The following is a 14,824-nucleotide window of genomic DNA, read 5'->3' as shown; positions in this document are numbered from 1 at the left end:
GTCAGCTTCGCGACGACTCCAGCCCCGGAAGGGTGACGCGGATCCGGCAGCCACGTGGGGATTCGGCCACTCCGATCCGTCCGCCGTGCAGATCCACCGCCCAGCGGGCGATGGCCAGGCCCAGCCCCGTACCGCCGTCGGTCCCCGGACCGGACGTGCCCGGCCCGCCGCGGTTGAACCGCTCGAAGACCCGGTAGCGCTCCGACTCCGGAATCCCGGGCCCCTCGTCCTGCACATCCAGCTCCAGGCTCCCGGGCCCCTCCCCGCGCCGGGCGTGCACGGTGACCCGGCCGTGGCGGGGGCTGTGCTTGATCGCGTTGTCGATGAGATTCGCCACGACCTGGTGCAGCCGCTCGGCATCGGCGTGCGCGGTCAGCTCCGGCGGTGAGACGTCCAGATGCAGATGGACGTCCGTACGGGTGTGGGTGCCCGAGCCGGCCAGCGTCGAGGCGCCCCGGCTCATATTGGCCTCCTTGAGCACCCCCGACAGATACGGCCACACCTCGAAGCGGCGGGCGTGCAGCGGCACCACGCCGTTGTCCAGCCGGGACAGGTCCAGCAGCTGCTCGACCAGCCGGCCCAGCCGCTCGCACTGCTTGAGCGCCGTGCGCATCGTTTCCGGATCCGGCTCGCTGACCCCGTCGACGACGTTCTCCAGGACGGCGCGCAGCGCGGCGATGGGGGTGCGCAGCTCGTGGGAGACGTTGGCGACCAGTTCCTTGCGGTGGGTGTCCACCGCCTCCAGATCGGCCGCCATCCGGTTGAAGGCGTTCGCCAGATCACCGAACTCGTCCCGGCGTCCGGAGCGCACCCGCCGCGAATAGTCACCGTGCGCCATCGACCGGGTGACATCGGTCATCTCGCCGAGCGGCGCGGTCAGGCTGTTCGCCACGAACTGGGTGACCAGCAGCGAGGCGATGATCGAGAAGACCGTGATCACCCGCAGCTCGGTGGCCGAGGCGATCGCCATGAACACCAGCAGGGTGGTGATGATCACCGAGACGATGACCAGCGCACCGAGCGCCGCCTTGACGGAGCGGTACGGGTCCAGCGGCCGCAGCGCCTCCCAGACCCGCTGCCACAGCTCCTGGGCGGCCGTCCGCCACCCGCGGCGCCGTCTCATGCGGCCGGGGTCTCCAGGGCGTAGCCGACGCCGTGGACCGTGCGGATCCGCTCGGCGCCGATCTTGCGGCGCAGCGCCTTGATGTGGCTGTCGACCGTACGGGTCCCGGAGGCGTCCGCCCAGTCCCACACCTCGGCCAGCAGCTGCTCGCGGGAGAGCACCGCACGCGGGGTGTTCGCCAGGCAGACCAGCAGATCGAACTCGGTCGGGGTCAGATGGACGTCCGCGCCGCGCACCCGCACCCGGCGCTGGGCGTGGTCGATCTCCAGCTCGCCCAGGCGCAGGATGCCGCTGCGCGGGGTGTGCGCGGCCAGCGCGGCGCGCTCGACGCGGCGCAGCAGGACATGCACCCGGGCGGCCAGCTCGCGCATCGAGAACGGTTTGGTCATGTAGTCGTCGGCGCCCACCCCGAGGCCGACCAGCATGTCGGTCTCGTCGTCGCGGGCCGTGAGCATCATCACCGGCACCGGCCGCTGGGCCTGGACCCGGCGGCACACCTCCAGGCCGTCGAAGCCCGGCAGCATCACGTCCAGGACCAGCAGATCGGGCTGCCATGCCTCGGCGGTCTCCACGGCGGCCGGGCCGTCGGTGGCCGTCTGCACCTGGAATCCCTCGGCGCGCAGCCGGGCCGCGATGGCCTCGACGATCGTCGGGTCGTCCTCCACGACCAGGACCCGGCGCTGGGCGCCCGGCGTGGCCGCGGCGGCGCCGCCCTGCGTTGTCTGAGTCTGGTCCATCGCCCGCCCCTGCATTGCCCCTGCGTGGTCGCCTGTGCTGGGCAGCAGCGTAAAGCCATGCCGTGACTGTCGGCTACGCGCCCTTGCACGCGAGATGCACCACGTCGGGGACACCCCGGGCAACGGGGATCTCTTCCGTACGCACCCCATGGAATCCGGCAATTCGCAGGGCTTGCTCGAACGCGGACGACGGCTGGGCGGACCAGACGGCGAGCACTCCGCCCGGTGTCAGCGCCCGGTGGCAGGCGGCCAGACCGGCGGGCGAGTACAGCCCGCAGTTGTCGTCGGTGACCGTCCAGTCGGGGCCGTTGTCGATGTCCAGGCAGAGCGCGTCGTAGCGCCCGTCGCCGGGGGCGCGCAGGTGGGCGACCAGGTCGGTGTGCACGATCTCGGTACGGGGATCGGCCAGGGCGCCCGCCGAGACGGCCGACAGGGGGCCGCTGCGGTGCCAGTCGATGACCGCCTCCTCGCGCTCGACGACGGCGATCCGGCCCCAGCGCGGCTCGGCCGCGGCCCGTGCCAGCGAGAAGCCGACGCCCAGGCCGCCGATCAGCACGGCGGGCCGCTCCCGTCCGGCCGGGAGCTCCGCCAGTGCGGCGTCCATCAGCAGCCGCTCGGAGCGGCCGTCGGAGGTGTCCATCAGGAAGCAGCCGTTGGCGATGATCTCGTAGACCGCGGGCGCCCCGGACGGCTCGTCCGTCCCGCCCCGCTGCCGCAGCACCACCTCTCCGTACGGGCCCTCGCGGCGGTCGAGGGTGCGCGGGGGTGCGGCCTCCTGGAGGCCGGCCGTCTGATGGGGCGGGAGTACGGGAGCCATGCGGCCATCCTGGGCGACACGGGCCGCGGGGGTCCAACTCCTTTCGGGGACCGGGGCGGCCCCGTCCCCGAACCGGATATGACGCCGCTGACGTGGCGTATCTCATAAAGGTTGAGTGCTGTGAGGCATCTCACGTCCACAGCTGACTCATGGGTTGAGCGTGCAGGGTGGTCGCCAACGTAGTCCGGGACGGCGAGGCAGTCCGGGACAACAAGCCCTGGACGGAAGGGGGCCCGGGTCATGAGCTGGGTGGACACCGCCGACGGCACACCGGCCGACAGCACACGGGCCGGCGCCGCACGGCCGGGCACCGCAGTGCCGGGCACCCTCGCCGGGGTGCCGCGGCAGCGCGGGGGCGCATCGCTCCCCGCGGCCCCGGCCGAGGCGGCTCCGGCTGCGGCGGCGCCGGCCGCTGTGCCCCCGGCTTCGGTGCCACCTGCCGGGCGGCCCGGCCCCCGGCACGTGGCGGCCTGGCGGCTGATGGCCCGGCGGCTACGGGCATGGCAGGTGCGACCCTGGCGGCTGCTGCCCACCCCCGCCGGGACCCCCTTCACCTTCGGCTACGCCCTCCTGCTCACCGTCACCTCACTCTTCGCCGAACACGCCGACCCCGCCCTCGTCGACCAACTGCTGCGCGGCTCCAGCACCGACATCGTCCACCTGGCCCAGGCCCCGCTCCTGGTGCTGTGCGCCTCCGCCCTGTGGATCGCGGGCGGGCTGACCTCCGGCTTCGCCATCGCCTTCCTCTTCACCCTCACCGCACTTGAACGCCGGATCGGCGCCCTGCGCACCGCGGCCGTCTTCTTTTGCGGCCACGCCCTGGCCACGCTGGCCACCGAACTCCCCGTCGGCTTCACCGTCGCCGCCGGCGGCCTGCCCGACAGCTCCCTGGTCCGCCTCGACTACGGCATCAGCTTCGGCGTGATGACCTGCATCGGCGCCCTCGCCGGAGTGCTCCCGGCGTGGTGCCGCTGGCCGCTGTTCGTCCTTGCCGTCCAACAGGCCGTCACCGGACTGATCGACTACACCGACCCGATGACCGACTGGGGCCATCTGCTGTCCCTGTCGCTGGGCGTGGCGGCCTGGCCCCCGCTGCGCCGCTGGCACGCCGCACGCGGCTGCCCGCCGGCTCAGCCGAGCCAGATCAGCATCCCCTCCCTCTGGGCCGCCGCCGTCCGGAAGAACGCCCGCAGCTCGTTGTAGTGGTCGCGCACATGGTCCAGGGACTCGCCGCGCTCCCAGACGATCACCGGATAGACCTCGGCCGCCGCCAGATCGGCCGGACGGGCACCGGCGGTCAGCCGCTCACCGGTCAGCTCCGCCATCGCCTCGGCGGCGGCCGCCACCCGCTCGGGGGTCAGACAGCGCGGCGGCCCGTATCCCCAGTCGTCGGCGCCCGGTATGGGCTCCTCGCCGTGCACCACGTCCACCGGGAAGCCCGTACGGCGCAGCAGGAAGCCGAGGGCGTCCCAGCTCTTGTCGATGTCCAGGCACCGCGCCTCGGCGGCCGGCGGGAGGGTGTCCGCCTCCTCCTCCATCCAGCCCGTGACCAGCTTCAGCGCCCCTTCGGGATCGCGGACGGCCCGGTCGAGCTCGGCGGCCGTGACCCGTGCGTACTCTCCGATCATGCTCATGGTCCGGATGCTAGGGGCCGCCACTGACAACGGCGGGGCGGGCGGCGGGGAAGGCGTGTACGGCCCGTTGGCGCACGGCCGTAAAGGCGCGCGGGCGGCCGCCGCTGCCTGGGACAATGGCCGCCCCAGCGACCCCTTTCCGCACCAGGAGCCGACCCGCCGTGTCCCGCGCCGCCGACCGCCCCGCACCGGGCCCCGCCGAACTGAACCTGCTGTCCGACTGCGGCAGCTGCTTCGGACTGTGCTGTGTGGCGCTGCCGTTCGCCGCCTCGTCGGACTTCGCCGAGGACAAGGAGGCGGGGCGCCCCTGCCGAAACCTCCGGGCGGACTTCCGCTGCGGGATCCATGCGGAACTGCGCGAGCGCGGCTTCTCTGGCTGCACGGTCTTCGACTGCTTCGGGGCCGGCCAGAAGGTCTCGCAGGTCACCTTCGACGGGCAGGACTGGCGGCGGGCCCCGGGCACCGCCCGCCAGATGTTCGACGTCTTCCCCGTGATGCGGCAGCTGCACGAACTCCTGTGGTACCTGGCCGAGGCGCTGGCGCTGCCGGACGCCCGCCCGGTGCACCCCGCGCTGCGGTCCGCCTTGGAGGAGACCGAACGCCTCACCCGGGGCACCCCGGACGAACTCCTCGCGCTGGACGTCCCCGCCCACCGGGACGAGGCCAACGCGCTGCTCCTGCGCGCGAGCGAGCGCGTACGGGCCGCGGTGCCGGGCAAGAAGAAGGACCGGCGTGGTGCGGACCTCTTCGGGGCGCGGCTGAAGGGCGCGGCTCTGCGGGGCGCGAGCCTGCGCGGGGCCTGTCTGATCGCCGCCGACCTCCGGGGCGCCGATCTGCGCACGGCCGATCTGATCGGCGCCGATCTGCGCGACGCCGATCTCGCCGGTGCCGACCTCACCGGCAGCTTCTTCCTGACCCAGGCCCAGCTGAACGCGGCCCGCGGCGATGCCGCCACCCGGCTGCCGGCCGGGCTGACCCGGCCCGCGCACTGGTAGCGGCCCCGGGCGCCGGCCCCGGGCACCGTCCCCGATCGCTGACAGCGAACACACTCCGGGGAACATCTCCCCGCCCCTCCGCATTGAGTGAGTACAGCTCAACTTGCTTGCCGAAGGGGAGATCATGGCATCGACGCCCACATCGCTCACTCTGCCCGTGCTGCCCCTCGATGACGAGGTCGTCCTGCCCGGCATGGTGGTGCCCTTGGACCTGTCCGACGCGGAGGTGCGGGCGGCCGTGGAGGCCGCGCAGGCCGCCGCGGGCTCGGGCGCCAAGCCCAAGGTGCTGCTGGTGCCCCGGGTTGACGGGACGTACACGGCCATCGGCACGCTCGGCCGGATCGAGCAGGTCGGACGGCTGTCCGACGGCGACCCGGGCGCGCTGATCCGGGGTCTGGGCCGGGTGCGCATCGGTTCCGGCACCACCGGCCCCGGCGCCGCACTGTGGGTGGAGGGGACCACCGTCGCCGAGGACGTGCCCTCCCCGCTGCCGGGCGCCGTCACCGACCTCGTCACCGAGTACAAGGCCCTGGCCACCAACTGGCTGAAGAAGCGCGGGGCATGGCAGGTCGTCGACCGCGTCCAGAGCATCGACGACCTCTCCACCCTCGCCGACAACGCCGGCTATCTGCCGTTCCTGACCCTCCAGCAGAAGGTCGGCCTGCTGGAGACCGCCGACCCGGTCGCCCGCCTGCGGACCGCGACCGAGGCCCTGCGCGCCCATCTGGCCGAGCAGGACGTCGCCGAGTCCATCGCCAAGGACGTCCAGGAGGGCGTCGACAAACAGCAGCGGGAATTCCTGCTGCGGCGGCAGCTGGAGGCGGTGCGCAAGGAGCTCGCCGAGCTGAACGGCGAGCCCGGGGACGAGGGCGACGACTACCGCGCCCGCGTCGAGGCCGCCGACCTGCCCGAGGACGTCCGCACGGCCGCCCTCAAGGAGGTCGACAAGCTGGAACGTGCCAGCGACCAGAGCCCCGAGGGCTCCTGGATCCGCACCTGGCTGGACACCGTCCTCGAACTGCCCTGGAACGAACGCACCGAGGACGCCTACGACATCGCCGGCGCCAAGGAGGTCCTGGACGCGGACCACGCCGGGCTGGAGGACGTCAAGGAGCGCATCACCGAGTATCTGGCGGTGCGCAAGCGCCGCTCGGAGCGTGGGCTGGGGCTGGTCGGGGGCCGCCGGGGAGGGGCGGTGCTCGCGCTCGTCGGGCCGCCCGGCGTCGGCAAGACCTCGCTGGGGGAGTCCGTCGCCCGCGCCATGGGCCGCACCTTCGTCCGGGTCGCGCTCGGCGGCGTACGGGACGAGGCGGAGATCCGCGGCCACCGGCGGACGTACGTCGGCGCACTGCCCGGCCGTATCGTCCGCGCCCTCAAGGAAGCCGGCTCGATGAACCCGGTCGTCCTCCTGGACGAGATCGACAAGGTCGGCTCCGACTTCCGGGGCGACCCGGCCGCCGCCTTGCTGGAGGTCCTGGACCCGGCGCAGAACCACACCTTCCGCGACCACTACCTGGAGGTCGAACTCGACCTCAGCGACGTGGTCTTCCTGGCCACCGCCAACGTCCTCGAAGCCATCCCCGAGCCGCTGCTCGACCGGATGGAGCTGGTCCGCCTCGACGGCTACACCGAGGACGAGAAGGTCACCATCGCCCGCGACCATCTGCTGCCGCGCCAGCTGGAGCGGGCGGGCCTGGAGCGCGGCGAGGTGACCCTTCAGGACGGTGCGCTGCGCAAACTGGCGGGCGAGTACACCCGCGAGGCGGGCGTACGGAATCTGGAACGGGCCCTCGCCCGGCTGCTGCGCAAGGTGGCGGCCCGGCACGAACTGGGCGAGCAGGAGCTGCCGTTCACCGTCGGGGCCGAGCAGCTGCGCCCCCTGATCGGACGCCCGCACCACACCCCGGAGTCGGCGCAGGACCCGGCCGGGCGGCGGACGGCGGTGCCCGGTGTGGTCACCGGCCTGGCCGTCACCGGAGCGGGCGGCGACGTCCTGTACGTCGAGGCGTCGCTGGCCGACCCGGAGACGGGGGCCTCGGGCCTCCAGCTGACCGGACAGCTCGGTGACGTCATGAAGGAGTCCGCACACATCGCCCTGTCCTTCCTGCGTTCGCACGGCGCGGAGCTGGAGCTGCCGGTCGGCGATCTGAAGGAGCGCGGGGTCCATCTGCACGTACCGGCGGGCGCGGTGCCCAAGGACGGTCCGAGCGCGGGCATCACCATGACCACCGCGCTGGCCTCCCTGCTCTCGGGCCGTCAGGTCCGCCCGGACGTGGCGATGACCGGCGAGGTCTCCCTCACCGGCCGGGTGCTGCCCATCGGCGGCGTCAAGCAGAAGCTGCTCGCCGCGCACCGGGCGGGGATCACCACGGTGGTCATCCCCCAGCGCAACGAGCCCGACCTGGACGACGTGCCCGACGAGATCCTCCAGGACCTCACCGTCCACCCGGTGGCGGACGTCCGCCAGGTGCTGGAACTGGCGCTGACCCCGGCGTCCGACGGGGCCACGCCCGAGATGCCGCTGGCGGTGTGAGACCGGCCGCGGACGGCGGTGACCGGCCCGTCCCTCCCACCGGGGACGGGCCGGCCGCCAGGGGAGCGGCCCGGCGGTGCCGGGCCGCCCGAGCCGGCCCGCTCAGCCGTTGGCGAGGGCCTTGAGCCGGTCCAGCGAGCCGTTGAAGCGGTTGTGGTCCCCGACCGTGGCACCGCTGGAGGTGTACTGCCAGAAGGTGTGGAAGCCCCAGCCGTTGGGCAGTTCGCCGACCGAGGAGCCGTAGCGCGGAAGCCACAGCGGGTGGACGGCGCCGAACGCGGACGAATTGCCCGTGCACTGCTTCCACCAGGCGGTGGAGGTGTAGAGGACGGCATCGCGGCCGGTGCGCGCCTTGTAGGTGGCGAACCAGTCCTTCATCCAGTTGACCAGCCCGGCCGCGCTCAGCCCGTAACAGGTCGAGCCGTAGGGGTTGTACTCCATGTCGAGCGCCCCGGGCAGCGTCTTGCCGTCCTTGGACCAGCCGCCGCCGTGCGAGGCGAAGTAGAGCGCCTGGGCCGCGCCGCTGGAGGTGTCGGGCGTCGCGAAGTGATACGCCCCACGGATCAGGCCGGCGCTGTAGGACCCGTTGTACTGCTGAGCGAAGGACGGGTTGGTGTAGCTGGTGGACTCGGTCGCCTTGACGTAGGCGAACCGCGCGCCGCCGTTCCAGAGCGTCGACCAGGCGACGTTGCCGTTGTGGCTGCTGACGTCCACACCCTCGACGGACGACGCGAGCGAGGCCGGTGGCGCGATACCGGCCGCATGGCCCTCGTGCCGGGCGATCTGGGAACCGGCCCAGTCCTGGCCGGGGTGGGTCGGTTCCGGCGCGTACCGGGGGGCCGCGGCACCGGCGGCGCCGGGCAGTCCCACCAGCAGCGAGACGGCCGCGAGAAGCACTGCGGCCGCGGCCGCCAGGCAGCGCGAGAGGGGGGAGGAGGGGGAGTGGGGGGAGCCGGATCTGAGCACGGGCATACGTGCCTCCGTAGATCTCGAAGGATCTCGGTGAGTGACTGAGGGGGGAGGCCCGGGGTCTGAGGGGGGCCTGACTACTTGTGTACCCACGTGGTGCGGCCCTGTCACAAGGACGGTACGCGCGTAGACCAACGGGACAAAAGAGGGAGGCGGGGCTGCCGTTGGTCTATCCCTGCGAAATACTGGCTCAGCTGCGGTTTCGGCCGCACGCAACGGAATTCTTTCAGGCCGGGGAAAGCGGGAAAGGGCGCTGACGTGCACAACACCGGAGCCGACGGAATGGCGGCGGACGGCGGACAACCGGGTGCGGACCACGCATTTCTCTCCCTGGAACGCGAGTTGACGGTCTTTCTCCGTCGCGCCCGCGCCTCGTCCGGGGAGCTGGCGCGCGAGGTCCACCCCGATCTGGAGTCGGCCGCGTACGGACTGCTCCTCCGGCTGGCGGACGCCGGCGCCCAGCGCGCCACCGAACTCGCCGGCTTCTTCGGCGTCGGCAAGGCGACCATGAGCCGCCAGCTGCACACCCTGGAGAAACTCGGCCTGGTCGCCCGTGAACCCGACCCCGCCGACGGCCGCGCCGTCCTCGTCCGCATCACCGACGAGGGCCGCACCCGCTTCTCCCGCGTCCGCGACGCCCGCCGCGCCCGCTACGCCCGCCGCCTCGCCTCCTGGGACCGCGCCGAGGTCGCCGAACTCGCCCGCCTCCTGCACCGCCTGAACGAGGGCGACGAGGCGTAGGGCCGGCCCGAGACCGTCCCGCCGGCCCCGGGCGCTTTTGTCACGGGGCCACAAAAATCACCGCGGCGTCGTCGCGTGCCTTGCCCCGCGGATGCGTCCGGCACTCCGGGTCCGCCGCCTCGGCCGCCCGCACCCGGTCGATCAGGGCCTGGGGCCCCTGCTCGGCGACGAGGGCCGCACAGCGCGACCAGTCGCCCTCGTGGAAGACCTCGACCCACCGGGCCGCGCCGTCGCTCAGGGCCGTCAGGGAGCGGACCCGGGAGCGGGGTGTGGTGCCCGTGACGGCGCGGGCGGCCACCGAAGGGTCCGCGGCGGCGGTGAAGAAGCCGTCCTCGGCGTTGCGCAGCGATTCGACCAGCCGGGCGTACTCGCGCCCCGCGGCGGACCGTTCGGCCGAGCCGCGGGGCAGCGCGCGGACGGCCTCGCGCCGGGCGCGGACGTGGGTCGGCAATGTGTCCAGACGGGAGTCGAGCACCGGTTGTACGGATCCGTCCGGCTGCTCCAGAAGGAGGACGGAATCGGACAGCACCAGATACTCGACGGCGTCCCCGGACCAGCGCGCGGCGACGACAGTTGCCTGCGGAGTGCGGACGTGAGAAAGGTCACACGACGAGCGATGGGCTTCGGCCGTCCGGGAGATGGCCTCCGCCAGAGCCTCAGCGAGCGTCATATCCCGGTGTGAACCCGACAGTTCGAGCATTGCGCCGCCGAGCCGGGCGGTGAACCACGGCACGGAGTGGACGCAGCCGTAGTCGCCCTCCGGCGGCGTCACGCCGTCCAGGAGGACCAGAACGCCGCCCTGACCGGAGGCGGGCAGCGCGACGGATGCGTAGTCCTCGTTTGGGCGTTGGGGATCGCCGGGCTCCGTGGCGAGTTCGATGCGCATACGGGAAAGTCTGCCGGAGGGGGCGCCTCCGGACCGGCCGCCCGGCCTGGGCGGGGCCGCCGGGGCGGGACGCGGCGGGTGCCGCAGGGGCGGCGGGAACCCGGGGCCGGCCGGATGCGGGCGCGCATCCTGCCAGGAGCGGCACGCATCTCCAAACTTGTCTCAGGGTTGCCCCCCGTTGCAACCGCAACTGCCGGTGCACGGAAGTTGATGGCCAAACTCCGATTGTTGTTCACTCCTTCGGGTGGCCGGGCATGTGTTCCCGCGCCACTGCGCGGCGCCGGTGGAATGGTCGTTGCCCGGATCACCGGGTGGGGCCAGGACGTTCGTCGCGGCGCGCAGAGCCGGGCCGTTTTCCCTTCGCGGAAGTGTGCGCTGCTGCGGATTTCGCGCAGGCCCCGTCCGCGGGCGGAGGGCGAGCCGGGTCGGCGCCGCCAACACGGCGTGCGCAGGCGAGACGAGAATGCGAGCAGCGGTGCGGATGAAGCGGCTTCGGGGCGGCGCAGGGAAGCCGGGAACACCGGCGAATTCGGTCTCGGGACCGGGTTCGGGCACATCGGAGGGCACGGGCGGGCGTCCCGCGCGGGTCCGCAACCGGCTGGTCGGAGCCGTGGCGGTGGTGGCCGCGGCCGTCCTCGGGGCCGGTGCCCCCGCCGTCGCCACCGCGGCCGACAACGCCCAGACCTCCCAGCAACTGGTCGACCTGGCCGAGTTGAACGCCCGCGCCATCACCCTGGCGCACTCCCTGGCCGACGAGCGCGATGCGATGACGGCCTACGTGGCGACGGGCCGCGGCGGGCAGGCGGCCGCCCGGCGCACCGGCGTCCCGCAGGGGACCGTGAACGGCGCGCTCGGCAACGCCGCACCCGCATCCGCCAAGAGCCCCGACTCCGCCGCCCAGCGCGACCGGGTGGACCAGCAGATCCGCGATCTGCGCCAGGAGGCCAACGACGCCTCCGGCGACACCGCCGTCTTCGCCACCGCCGACAAACTGCTGCGCGGCCTCGACCGGACCCGCCGTCAGGCGCTGACCGGCCCCGGGACGCCCGAGGAGACCCACGCCTCCTACACCGAGGTCATCCAGGCGCTCGGCGCGATCGGCGACGACATCGCGCGCGGGCTGCCCGCCCGCGCGGCGGCGGCCGACGGCGACACCCGCGCGCTGCCCTTCCTCGGCCGCGCCGCCGACCAGGCCGCCGGCACCCGCGGTCTGCTGCTCGCCGCCCTCCAGGCGGGCGGCCCGCAGCCCCGGCTGACGGCCGCCGCCCAGGTGGCGCATCTGCGCGAACAGGGCGCGCTGGACGACTTCCAGCAGTCCGCGGGCCAGGGCGCCCGCGACCGCTACGACCGCACCGTGACCGGCGGCGACGTCACCACCGCCGAGCGCTATCTGACCCGCCTGACCGACCAGCCCCGCCTGGACGCCGTCGATCTGCGGCTGAACCGCGGGCGGGTGGCCGCCACCCTCACCGCCCGGATCTCCCTGATGCGCGGGGTGGAATCCGCGATGGCCACCGCCGACACCGCCCGGCTCGCCGCCCTGCGCGACGACGACGTGACGGCGCTGGAGATCCGCATCGGGCTGGAGGGGCTGTGCCTGCTGCTGGCCGTGGGCGCCGGCGTCTGGGCCGCGCGCACCATGACCCAGCCGCTGGCCGCGCTGCGGCTCGGCGCCAAGCGGATCGCCGCCGACCCCGGCAACGAGGAGTCCATCTCCTACAAGGGCCGCAACGACGAATTCGCCGCCGCCGTACGGTCCGTCAACGCGCTGCACGCCCAGGTCTCCGACCTGGCCCGGCAGAACGAGGAGTGGACCGGCGAACGCAAGCGGCTGATCGGCAGCCGGCAGCGGCTGGCCGCCGAGCGCGAGGTGCTCCAGGACCAGGCCAAGGAGTTCAAGGCGGAGATCGCCGAACTCCACGAGCGGCTGGTCGTCCTGCGCTCGGGGGTGCACGGCCGGTTCGTCAGCCTCTCGCTGCGCACCCTCGGCCTGGTCGAGCGCCAGCTCGGCGTCATCGAGTCGCTGGAGGAGGGCGAGCAGGACCCGGACCGGCTGGAGACCCTCTTCAAACTGGACCACTTCGCCGCCCGGATGCGCCGCAACAGCGAGAACCTCCTCGTGCTGGCGGGCGCCGAACAGCACGGCAACACCCACCCCGGCCCGGTACCGCTGCTGGACGTGCTGCGCGCCGCCATCAGCGAGATCGAGCGCTACGAGCGGGTGCGCATCCAGTCGCTGCCGCCGCACTCCCAGGTCGCCGGGTTCGCCGCGGACGACCTGAGCCACCTGGTCGCCGAACTCCTGGAGAACGCCACCGCGTTCTCGCCGCCGGACGCCCATGTCGAGCTGTCCGGCTGGCTGCTGGAGAGCGGCGAGGTGATGCTCTCCGTGCGGGACGAGGGCATCGGGATGACCGCCGACAAGCTGACGGAGCTCAACGAGCGGCTCTCCGACGTCGAGGCGGCCTCCTCCTCCGAGACCGTCGACGAGGCGCTAGGGCTCGGCCTGTACGTCGTGGTGCGGCTGGCCGCCCGGCACGGCGTGCGGGTCTCGCTGCGCGACCAGAAGCAGGGCGGCATCACGGCCGTCGTCGTCCTGCCCAAGTCGATCCTGCCGACCCGCCCGGCACCGGCCGGCGCCGCGCCCTCGACCGTGCCGCAGGACCTGACGCACACCCCGAGCCTGCCCGGCTCGGTCGCCGAGGCGAACTCCAATGCGCTGCCGACTCGGGTGGCGCGGAGCGAACCGGCGGCGCGCACGGCGCAGGACGGGGCGGCGGAGCCGGAGCCGGACGGCGCGCCCGAGGCGGCGGACCCGCTGGTGGCCGCCGCCGAGCGGGTCGTCGAAGCGGCGGCGGACGAGACAGCCGGCGCTGCCGGGGACGCGGCCGACGACGAGACCCCGGGCGACGGGACCGAGGGCGACACCGCCGCCGAGCACACCCGCCCGGCGGACGTCTCGCACCCCCGGCCGCAGGAGCCCGCCGCGGCCCCGGCCGCCTCTCAGGACCCGTACGCCATCGGCCCGGACGCGCACACCGGCCCGGCCGAGGAGCCGGCGCCGGAAGCGTCCGACGGGCCCACGGCCGCAGCGGCCACCGAACCGGCCACCGCGCAGGCCAGCGAAGAAGCCACGCAGGACACCACCGACGACACGGCGCGGGACACCGCCCACGACACCACCGACACCCCGGAACCCCGCCGTACCGCCCTGGGCCTGCCCAAGCGCACGCCCAAGGTGGTGGCCCAGCAGCAGGCGTCCGCCGCCCCGCGCAAGAGCGGCGCGGCCGGTGCCGAGGCGCTGCGGCGCCGGCTGGGCGGGTTCCAGCAGGGGGCGCAGGACGGCCGCCGCGAGGTCGAGGCCGAACTCGCGGAACGTACGGCGGAGCAGCACCTTCCACATCACGACACCGACGGAGCGGGGGCCCCGGGACACAGTCACGTCATCGAGGAGGCACGCGAGTGAATGCGCAAGCGCCCACGGGTACCCAGGCGCCCACCGGTCACGGATGCGGATCGAGCAGCCAGGCCAGGAATCTGCACTGGCTGCTGACCAACCTGGTCGACGAGGTGCCGGGCATCCGCTCGGTCGCGGTGGTCTCCTCCGACGGACTGCTGCTGCTGGCCTCCGACCCCGGCCTGGCCGCCGAGGATGCCGGGGACCGAACCACCGGCCCCCGGGGGTCCAGCGCCGATCTGGCCACCCTGGTCTCGGGGCTGGGCAGCCTCACCAACGGCGCGGCGAAGCTGATGGACGGCGGCGCCGTCAAGCAGACGATGGTCGCGATGGACGAGGGCAGCCTGTTCGTGATGTCGATCAGCGACGGCTCGCTGCTCGGCGTGTACGCCACCCCCGACTGCGATATGAGCGTCATCGCCTACCACATGGCGCTGTTCGTCGGCCGGGCCGGCCATGTCCTGACCCCCGAACTCCGCACCGAACTGCGCCAGTCGATGGAGAACGCCCAGTGACAAGCTCTTCGAAACTTCCGATACGTGGCGCGGACCGCAAACCCGCGCGGGTGCGCCCGTACTCGCTCACCGGCGGCCGCACGCGCTTCGGCCACGTCCTCCTCGTCGAGACCTTCGTGGCCGCGCTGGAGGCCCCCGAGGAGCGCCGCGAGCTGACCTCCGGCGGCTGGGGCGAGCGCGTGATGCCCGAGATGCGGGCGATCGTCGAACTGTGCCGCCGGATGCGCTCCGTCGCGGAGATCTCCGCACTGCTCAAGATGCCGCTGGGCGTGGTCCGGGTACTGCTCAGCGACCTCGCCGACCAGGGAAAGATCCGCGTCTACGGCACCGGGCACGGCTCCGGCCGGCCGAACCGCGCGCTGCTCGAAAGGGTGCTCGGTGGACTTCACAAGCTCTGACGCGACAACGGCCGGACCG

Annotated in this window: 13 protein-coding genes; 7 read left to right on the top strand and 6 right to left on the bottom strand. The window is 73.4% G+C overall.

The features are described from left to right. Window position 1: 1 nt before the first annotated feature. The 3 genes from SNA_RS32540 to SNA_RS32530 all read right to left on the bottom strand — a co-directional run bounded on the left by SNA_RS32540 (window position 2) and on the right by SNA_RS32530 (window position 2,677). Window positions 2-1,123, bottom strand: coding sequence for a sensor histidine kinase (locus SNA_RS32540; RefSeq protein ID WP_044367973.1), 1,122 nt, complete (start codon window positions 1,121-1,123; stop codon window positions 2-4). Beyond that, the gene (locus SNA_RS32535) at window positions 1,120-1,860 is read right to left on the bottom strand and encodes a response regulator transcription factor (RefSeq protein WP_030065496.1); all 741 of its coding nucleotides are present in this window, start codon (window positions 1,858-1,860) and stop codon (window positions 1,120-1,122) included. The genes SNA_RS32540 and SNA_RS32535 overlap by 4 nt, the downstream gene beginning before the upstream one ends. Before the next feature lie 73 nt (window positions 1,861-1,933). After that, on the bottom strand, window positions 1,934-2,677 hold the full coding sequence (locus tag SNA_RS32530) for a spermidine synthase family protein (protein WP_044367971.1): 744 nt from the start codon (window positions 2,675-2,677) through the stop codon (window positions 1,934-1,936). Between the two features lie 240 nt (window positions 2,678-2,917). Between SNA_RS32530 and SNA_RS38950 the strand changes: the two genes are divergently transcribed. Continuing rightward, window positions 2,918-3,880 carry a rhomboid-like protein gene (locus SNA_RS38950; protein WP_063752533.1) on the top strand — a complete coding sequence of 321 codons (963 nt, stop codon included), beginning with the start codon at window positions 2,918-2,920 and terminating at the stop codon, window positions 3,878-3,880. Here the strand turns inward: SNA_RS38950 and SNA_RS32520 are convergent. Next, the gene (locus SNA_RS32520) at window positions 3,808-4,311 is read right to left on the bottom strand and encodes a YfbM family protein (RefSeq protein ID WP_044367970.1); all 504 of its coding nucleotides are present in this window, start codon (window positions 4,309-4,311) and stop codon (window positions 3,808-3,810) included. The two genes, SNA_RS38950 and SNA_RS32520, sit on opposite strands and share 73 nt — an antisense overlap. Before the next feature lie 116 nt (window positions 4,312-4,427). Here SNA_RS32520 and SNA_RS32515 point away from each other — a divergent pair, with 116 nt between their 5' ends. Both SNA_RS32515 and lon read left to right on the top strand, forming a co-directional pair. Further along, the gene (locus SNA_RS32515; protein ID WP_078970354.1) at window positions 4,428-5,306 is read left to right on the top strand and encodes a pentapeptide repeat-containing protein; all 879 of its coding nucleotides are present in this window, start codon (window positions 4,428-4,430) and stop codon (window positions 5,304-5,306) included. 124 nt (window positions 5,307-5,430) lie between these two features. Then, window positions 5,431-7,839, top strand: a complete 2,409-nt coding sequence (gene lon, locus SNA_RS32510) for an endopeptidase La (RefSeq protein WP_030065501.1) — start codon at window positions 5,431-5,433, stop codon at window positions 7,837-7,839. A gap of 102 nt (window positions 7,840-7,941) precedes the next feature. On the opposite strand, the gene SNA_RS32505 is transcribed toward lon, so the two are convergent. After that, window positions 7,942-8,811: a lysozyme gene (locus SNA_RS32505; RefSeq protein ID WP_030065502.1), complete on the bottom strand. Its 870-nt coding sequence runs from the start codon at window positions 8,809-8,811 to the stop codon at window positions 7,942-7,944. A gap of 279 nt (window positions 8,812-9,090) precedes the next feature. Here SNA_RS32505 and SNA_RS32500 point away from each other — a divergent pair, with 279 nt between their 5' ends. Beyond that, window positions 9,091-9,549, top strand: coding sequence for a MarR family winged helix-turn-helix transcriptional regulator (locus SNA_RS32500; RefSeq protein ID WP_104532133.1), 459 nt, complete (start codon window positions 9,091-9,093; stop codon window positions 9,547-9,549). A gap of 40 nt (window positions 9,550-9,589) precedes the next feature. On the opposite strand, the gene SNA_RS32495 is transcribed toward SNA_RS32500, so the two are convergent. Beyond that, window positions 9,590-10,435, bottom strand: a complete 846-nt coding sequence (locus SNA_RS32495; RefSeq protein WP_030065504.1) for a protein phosphatase 2C domain-containing protein — start codon at window positions 10,433-10,435, stop codon at window positions 9,590-9,592. A gap of 481 nt (window positions 10,436-10,916) precedes the next feature. On the opposite strand from SNA_RS32495, the gene SNA_RS32490 reads away from it, so the two are divergent. The 3 genes from SNA_RS32490 to SNA_RS32480 are packed head-to-tail and all read left to right on the top strand — an operon-like array spanning window position 10,917 to window position 14,805. Beyond that, entirely contained in the window at window positions 10,917-13,901 is a 2,985-nt protein-coding gene (locus SNA_RS32490; RefSeq protein ID WP_241779929.1) for a sensor histidine kinase, read from the top strand. Continuing rightward, window positions 13,898-14,407, top strand: a complete 510-nt coding sequence (locus SNA_RS32485; RefSeq protein WP_030065508.1) for a roadblock/LC7 domain-containing protein — start codon at window positions 13,898-13,900, stop codon at window positions 14,405-14,407. The genes SNA_RS32490 and SNA_RS32485 overlap by 4 nt, the downstream gene beginning before the upstream one ends. Next, on the top strand, window positions 14,404-14,805 hold the full coding sequence (locus SNA_RS32480; RefSeq protein ID WP_030065509.1) for a DUF742 domain-containing protein: 402 nt from the start codon (window positions 14,404-14,406) through the stop codon (window positions 14,803-14,805). Before SNA_RS32485 ends, SNA_RS32480 begins: the two co-directional genes overlap by 4 nt. The last annotated feature ends 19 nt before the right edge of the window (window positions 14,806-14,824 follow it).

Source organism: Streptomyces natalensis ATCC 27448 (assembly GCF_000935125.1).
In the GTDB taxonomy this organism is placed as follows: Bacteria; Actinomycetota; Actinomycetes; order Streptomycetales; family Streptomycetaceae; genus Streptomyces; species Streptomyces natalensis.
This window is presented reverse-complemented; position numbering and strand designations above follow the sequence as displayed.

Excerpts from the sequence above, each read along its gene's own strand:
- SNA_RS32540 (WP_044367973.1), bottom strand. The coding sequence starts at position 1,123 with ATGAGACGGCGCCGCGGGTGGCGGACGGCCGCCCAGGAGCTGTGGCAG.
- SNA_RS32535 (WP_030065496.1), bottom strand. The coding sequence starts at position 1,860 with ATGGACCAGACTCAGACAACGCAGGGCGGCGCCGCCGCGGCCACGCCG.
- SNA_RS32530 (WP_044367971.1), bottom strand. The coding sequence starts at position 2,677 with ATGGCTCCCGTACTCCCGCCCCATCAGACGGCCGGCCTCCAGGAGGCC.
- SNA_RS38950 (WP_063752533.1), top strand. The coding sequence starts at position 2,918 with ATGAGCTGGGTGGACACCGCCGACGGCACACCGGCCGACAGCACACGG.
- SNA_RS32520 (WP_044367970.1), bottom strand. The coding sequence starts at position 4,311 with ATGAGCATGATCGGAGAGTACGCACGGGTCACGGCCGCCGAGCTCGAC.
- SNA_RS32515 (WP_078970354.1), top strand. The coding sequence starts at position 4,428 with ATGGCCGCCCCAGCGACCCCTTTCCGCACCAGGAGCCGACCCGCCGTG.
- lon (WP_030065501.1), top strand. The coding sequence starts at position 5,431 with ATGGCATCGACGCCCACATCGCTCACTCTGCCCGTGCTGCCCCTCGAT.
- SNA_RS32505 (WP_030065502.1), bottom strand. The coding sequence starts at position 8,811 with ATGCCCGTGCTCAGATCCGGCTCCCCCCACTCCCCCTCCTCCCCCCTC.
- SNA_RS32500 (WP_104532133.1), top strand. The coding sequence starts at position 9,091 with ATGGCGGCGGACGGCGGACAACCGGGTGCGGACCACGCATTTCTCTCC.
- SNA_RS32495 (WP_030065504.1), bottom strand. The coding sequence starts at position 10,435 with ATGCGCATCGAACTCGCCACGGAGCCCGGCGATCCCCAACGCCCAAAC.
- SNA_RS32490 (WP_241779929.1), top strand. The coding sequence starts at position 10,917 with ATGAAGCGGCTTCGGGGCGGCGCAGGGAAGCCGGGAACACCGGCGAAT.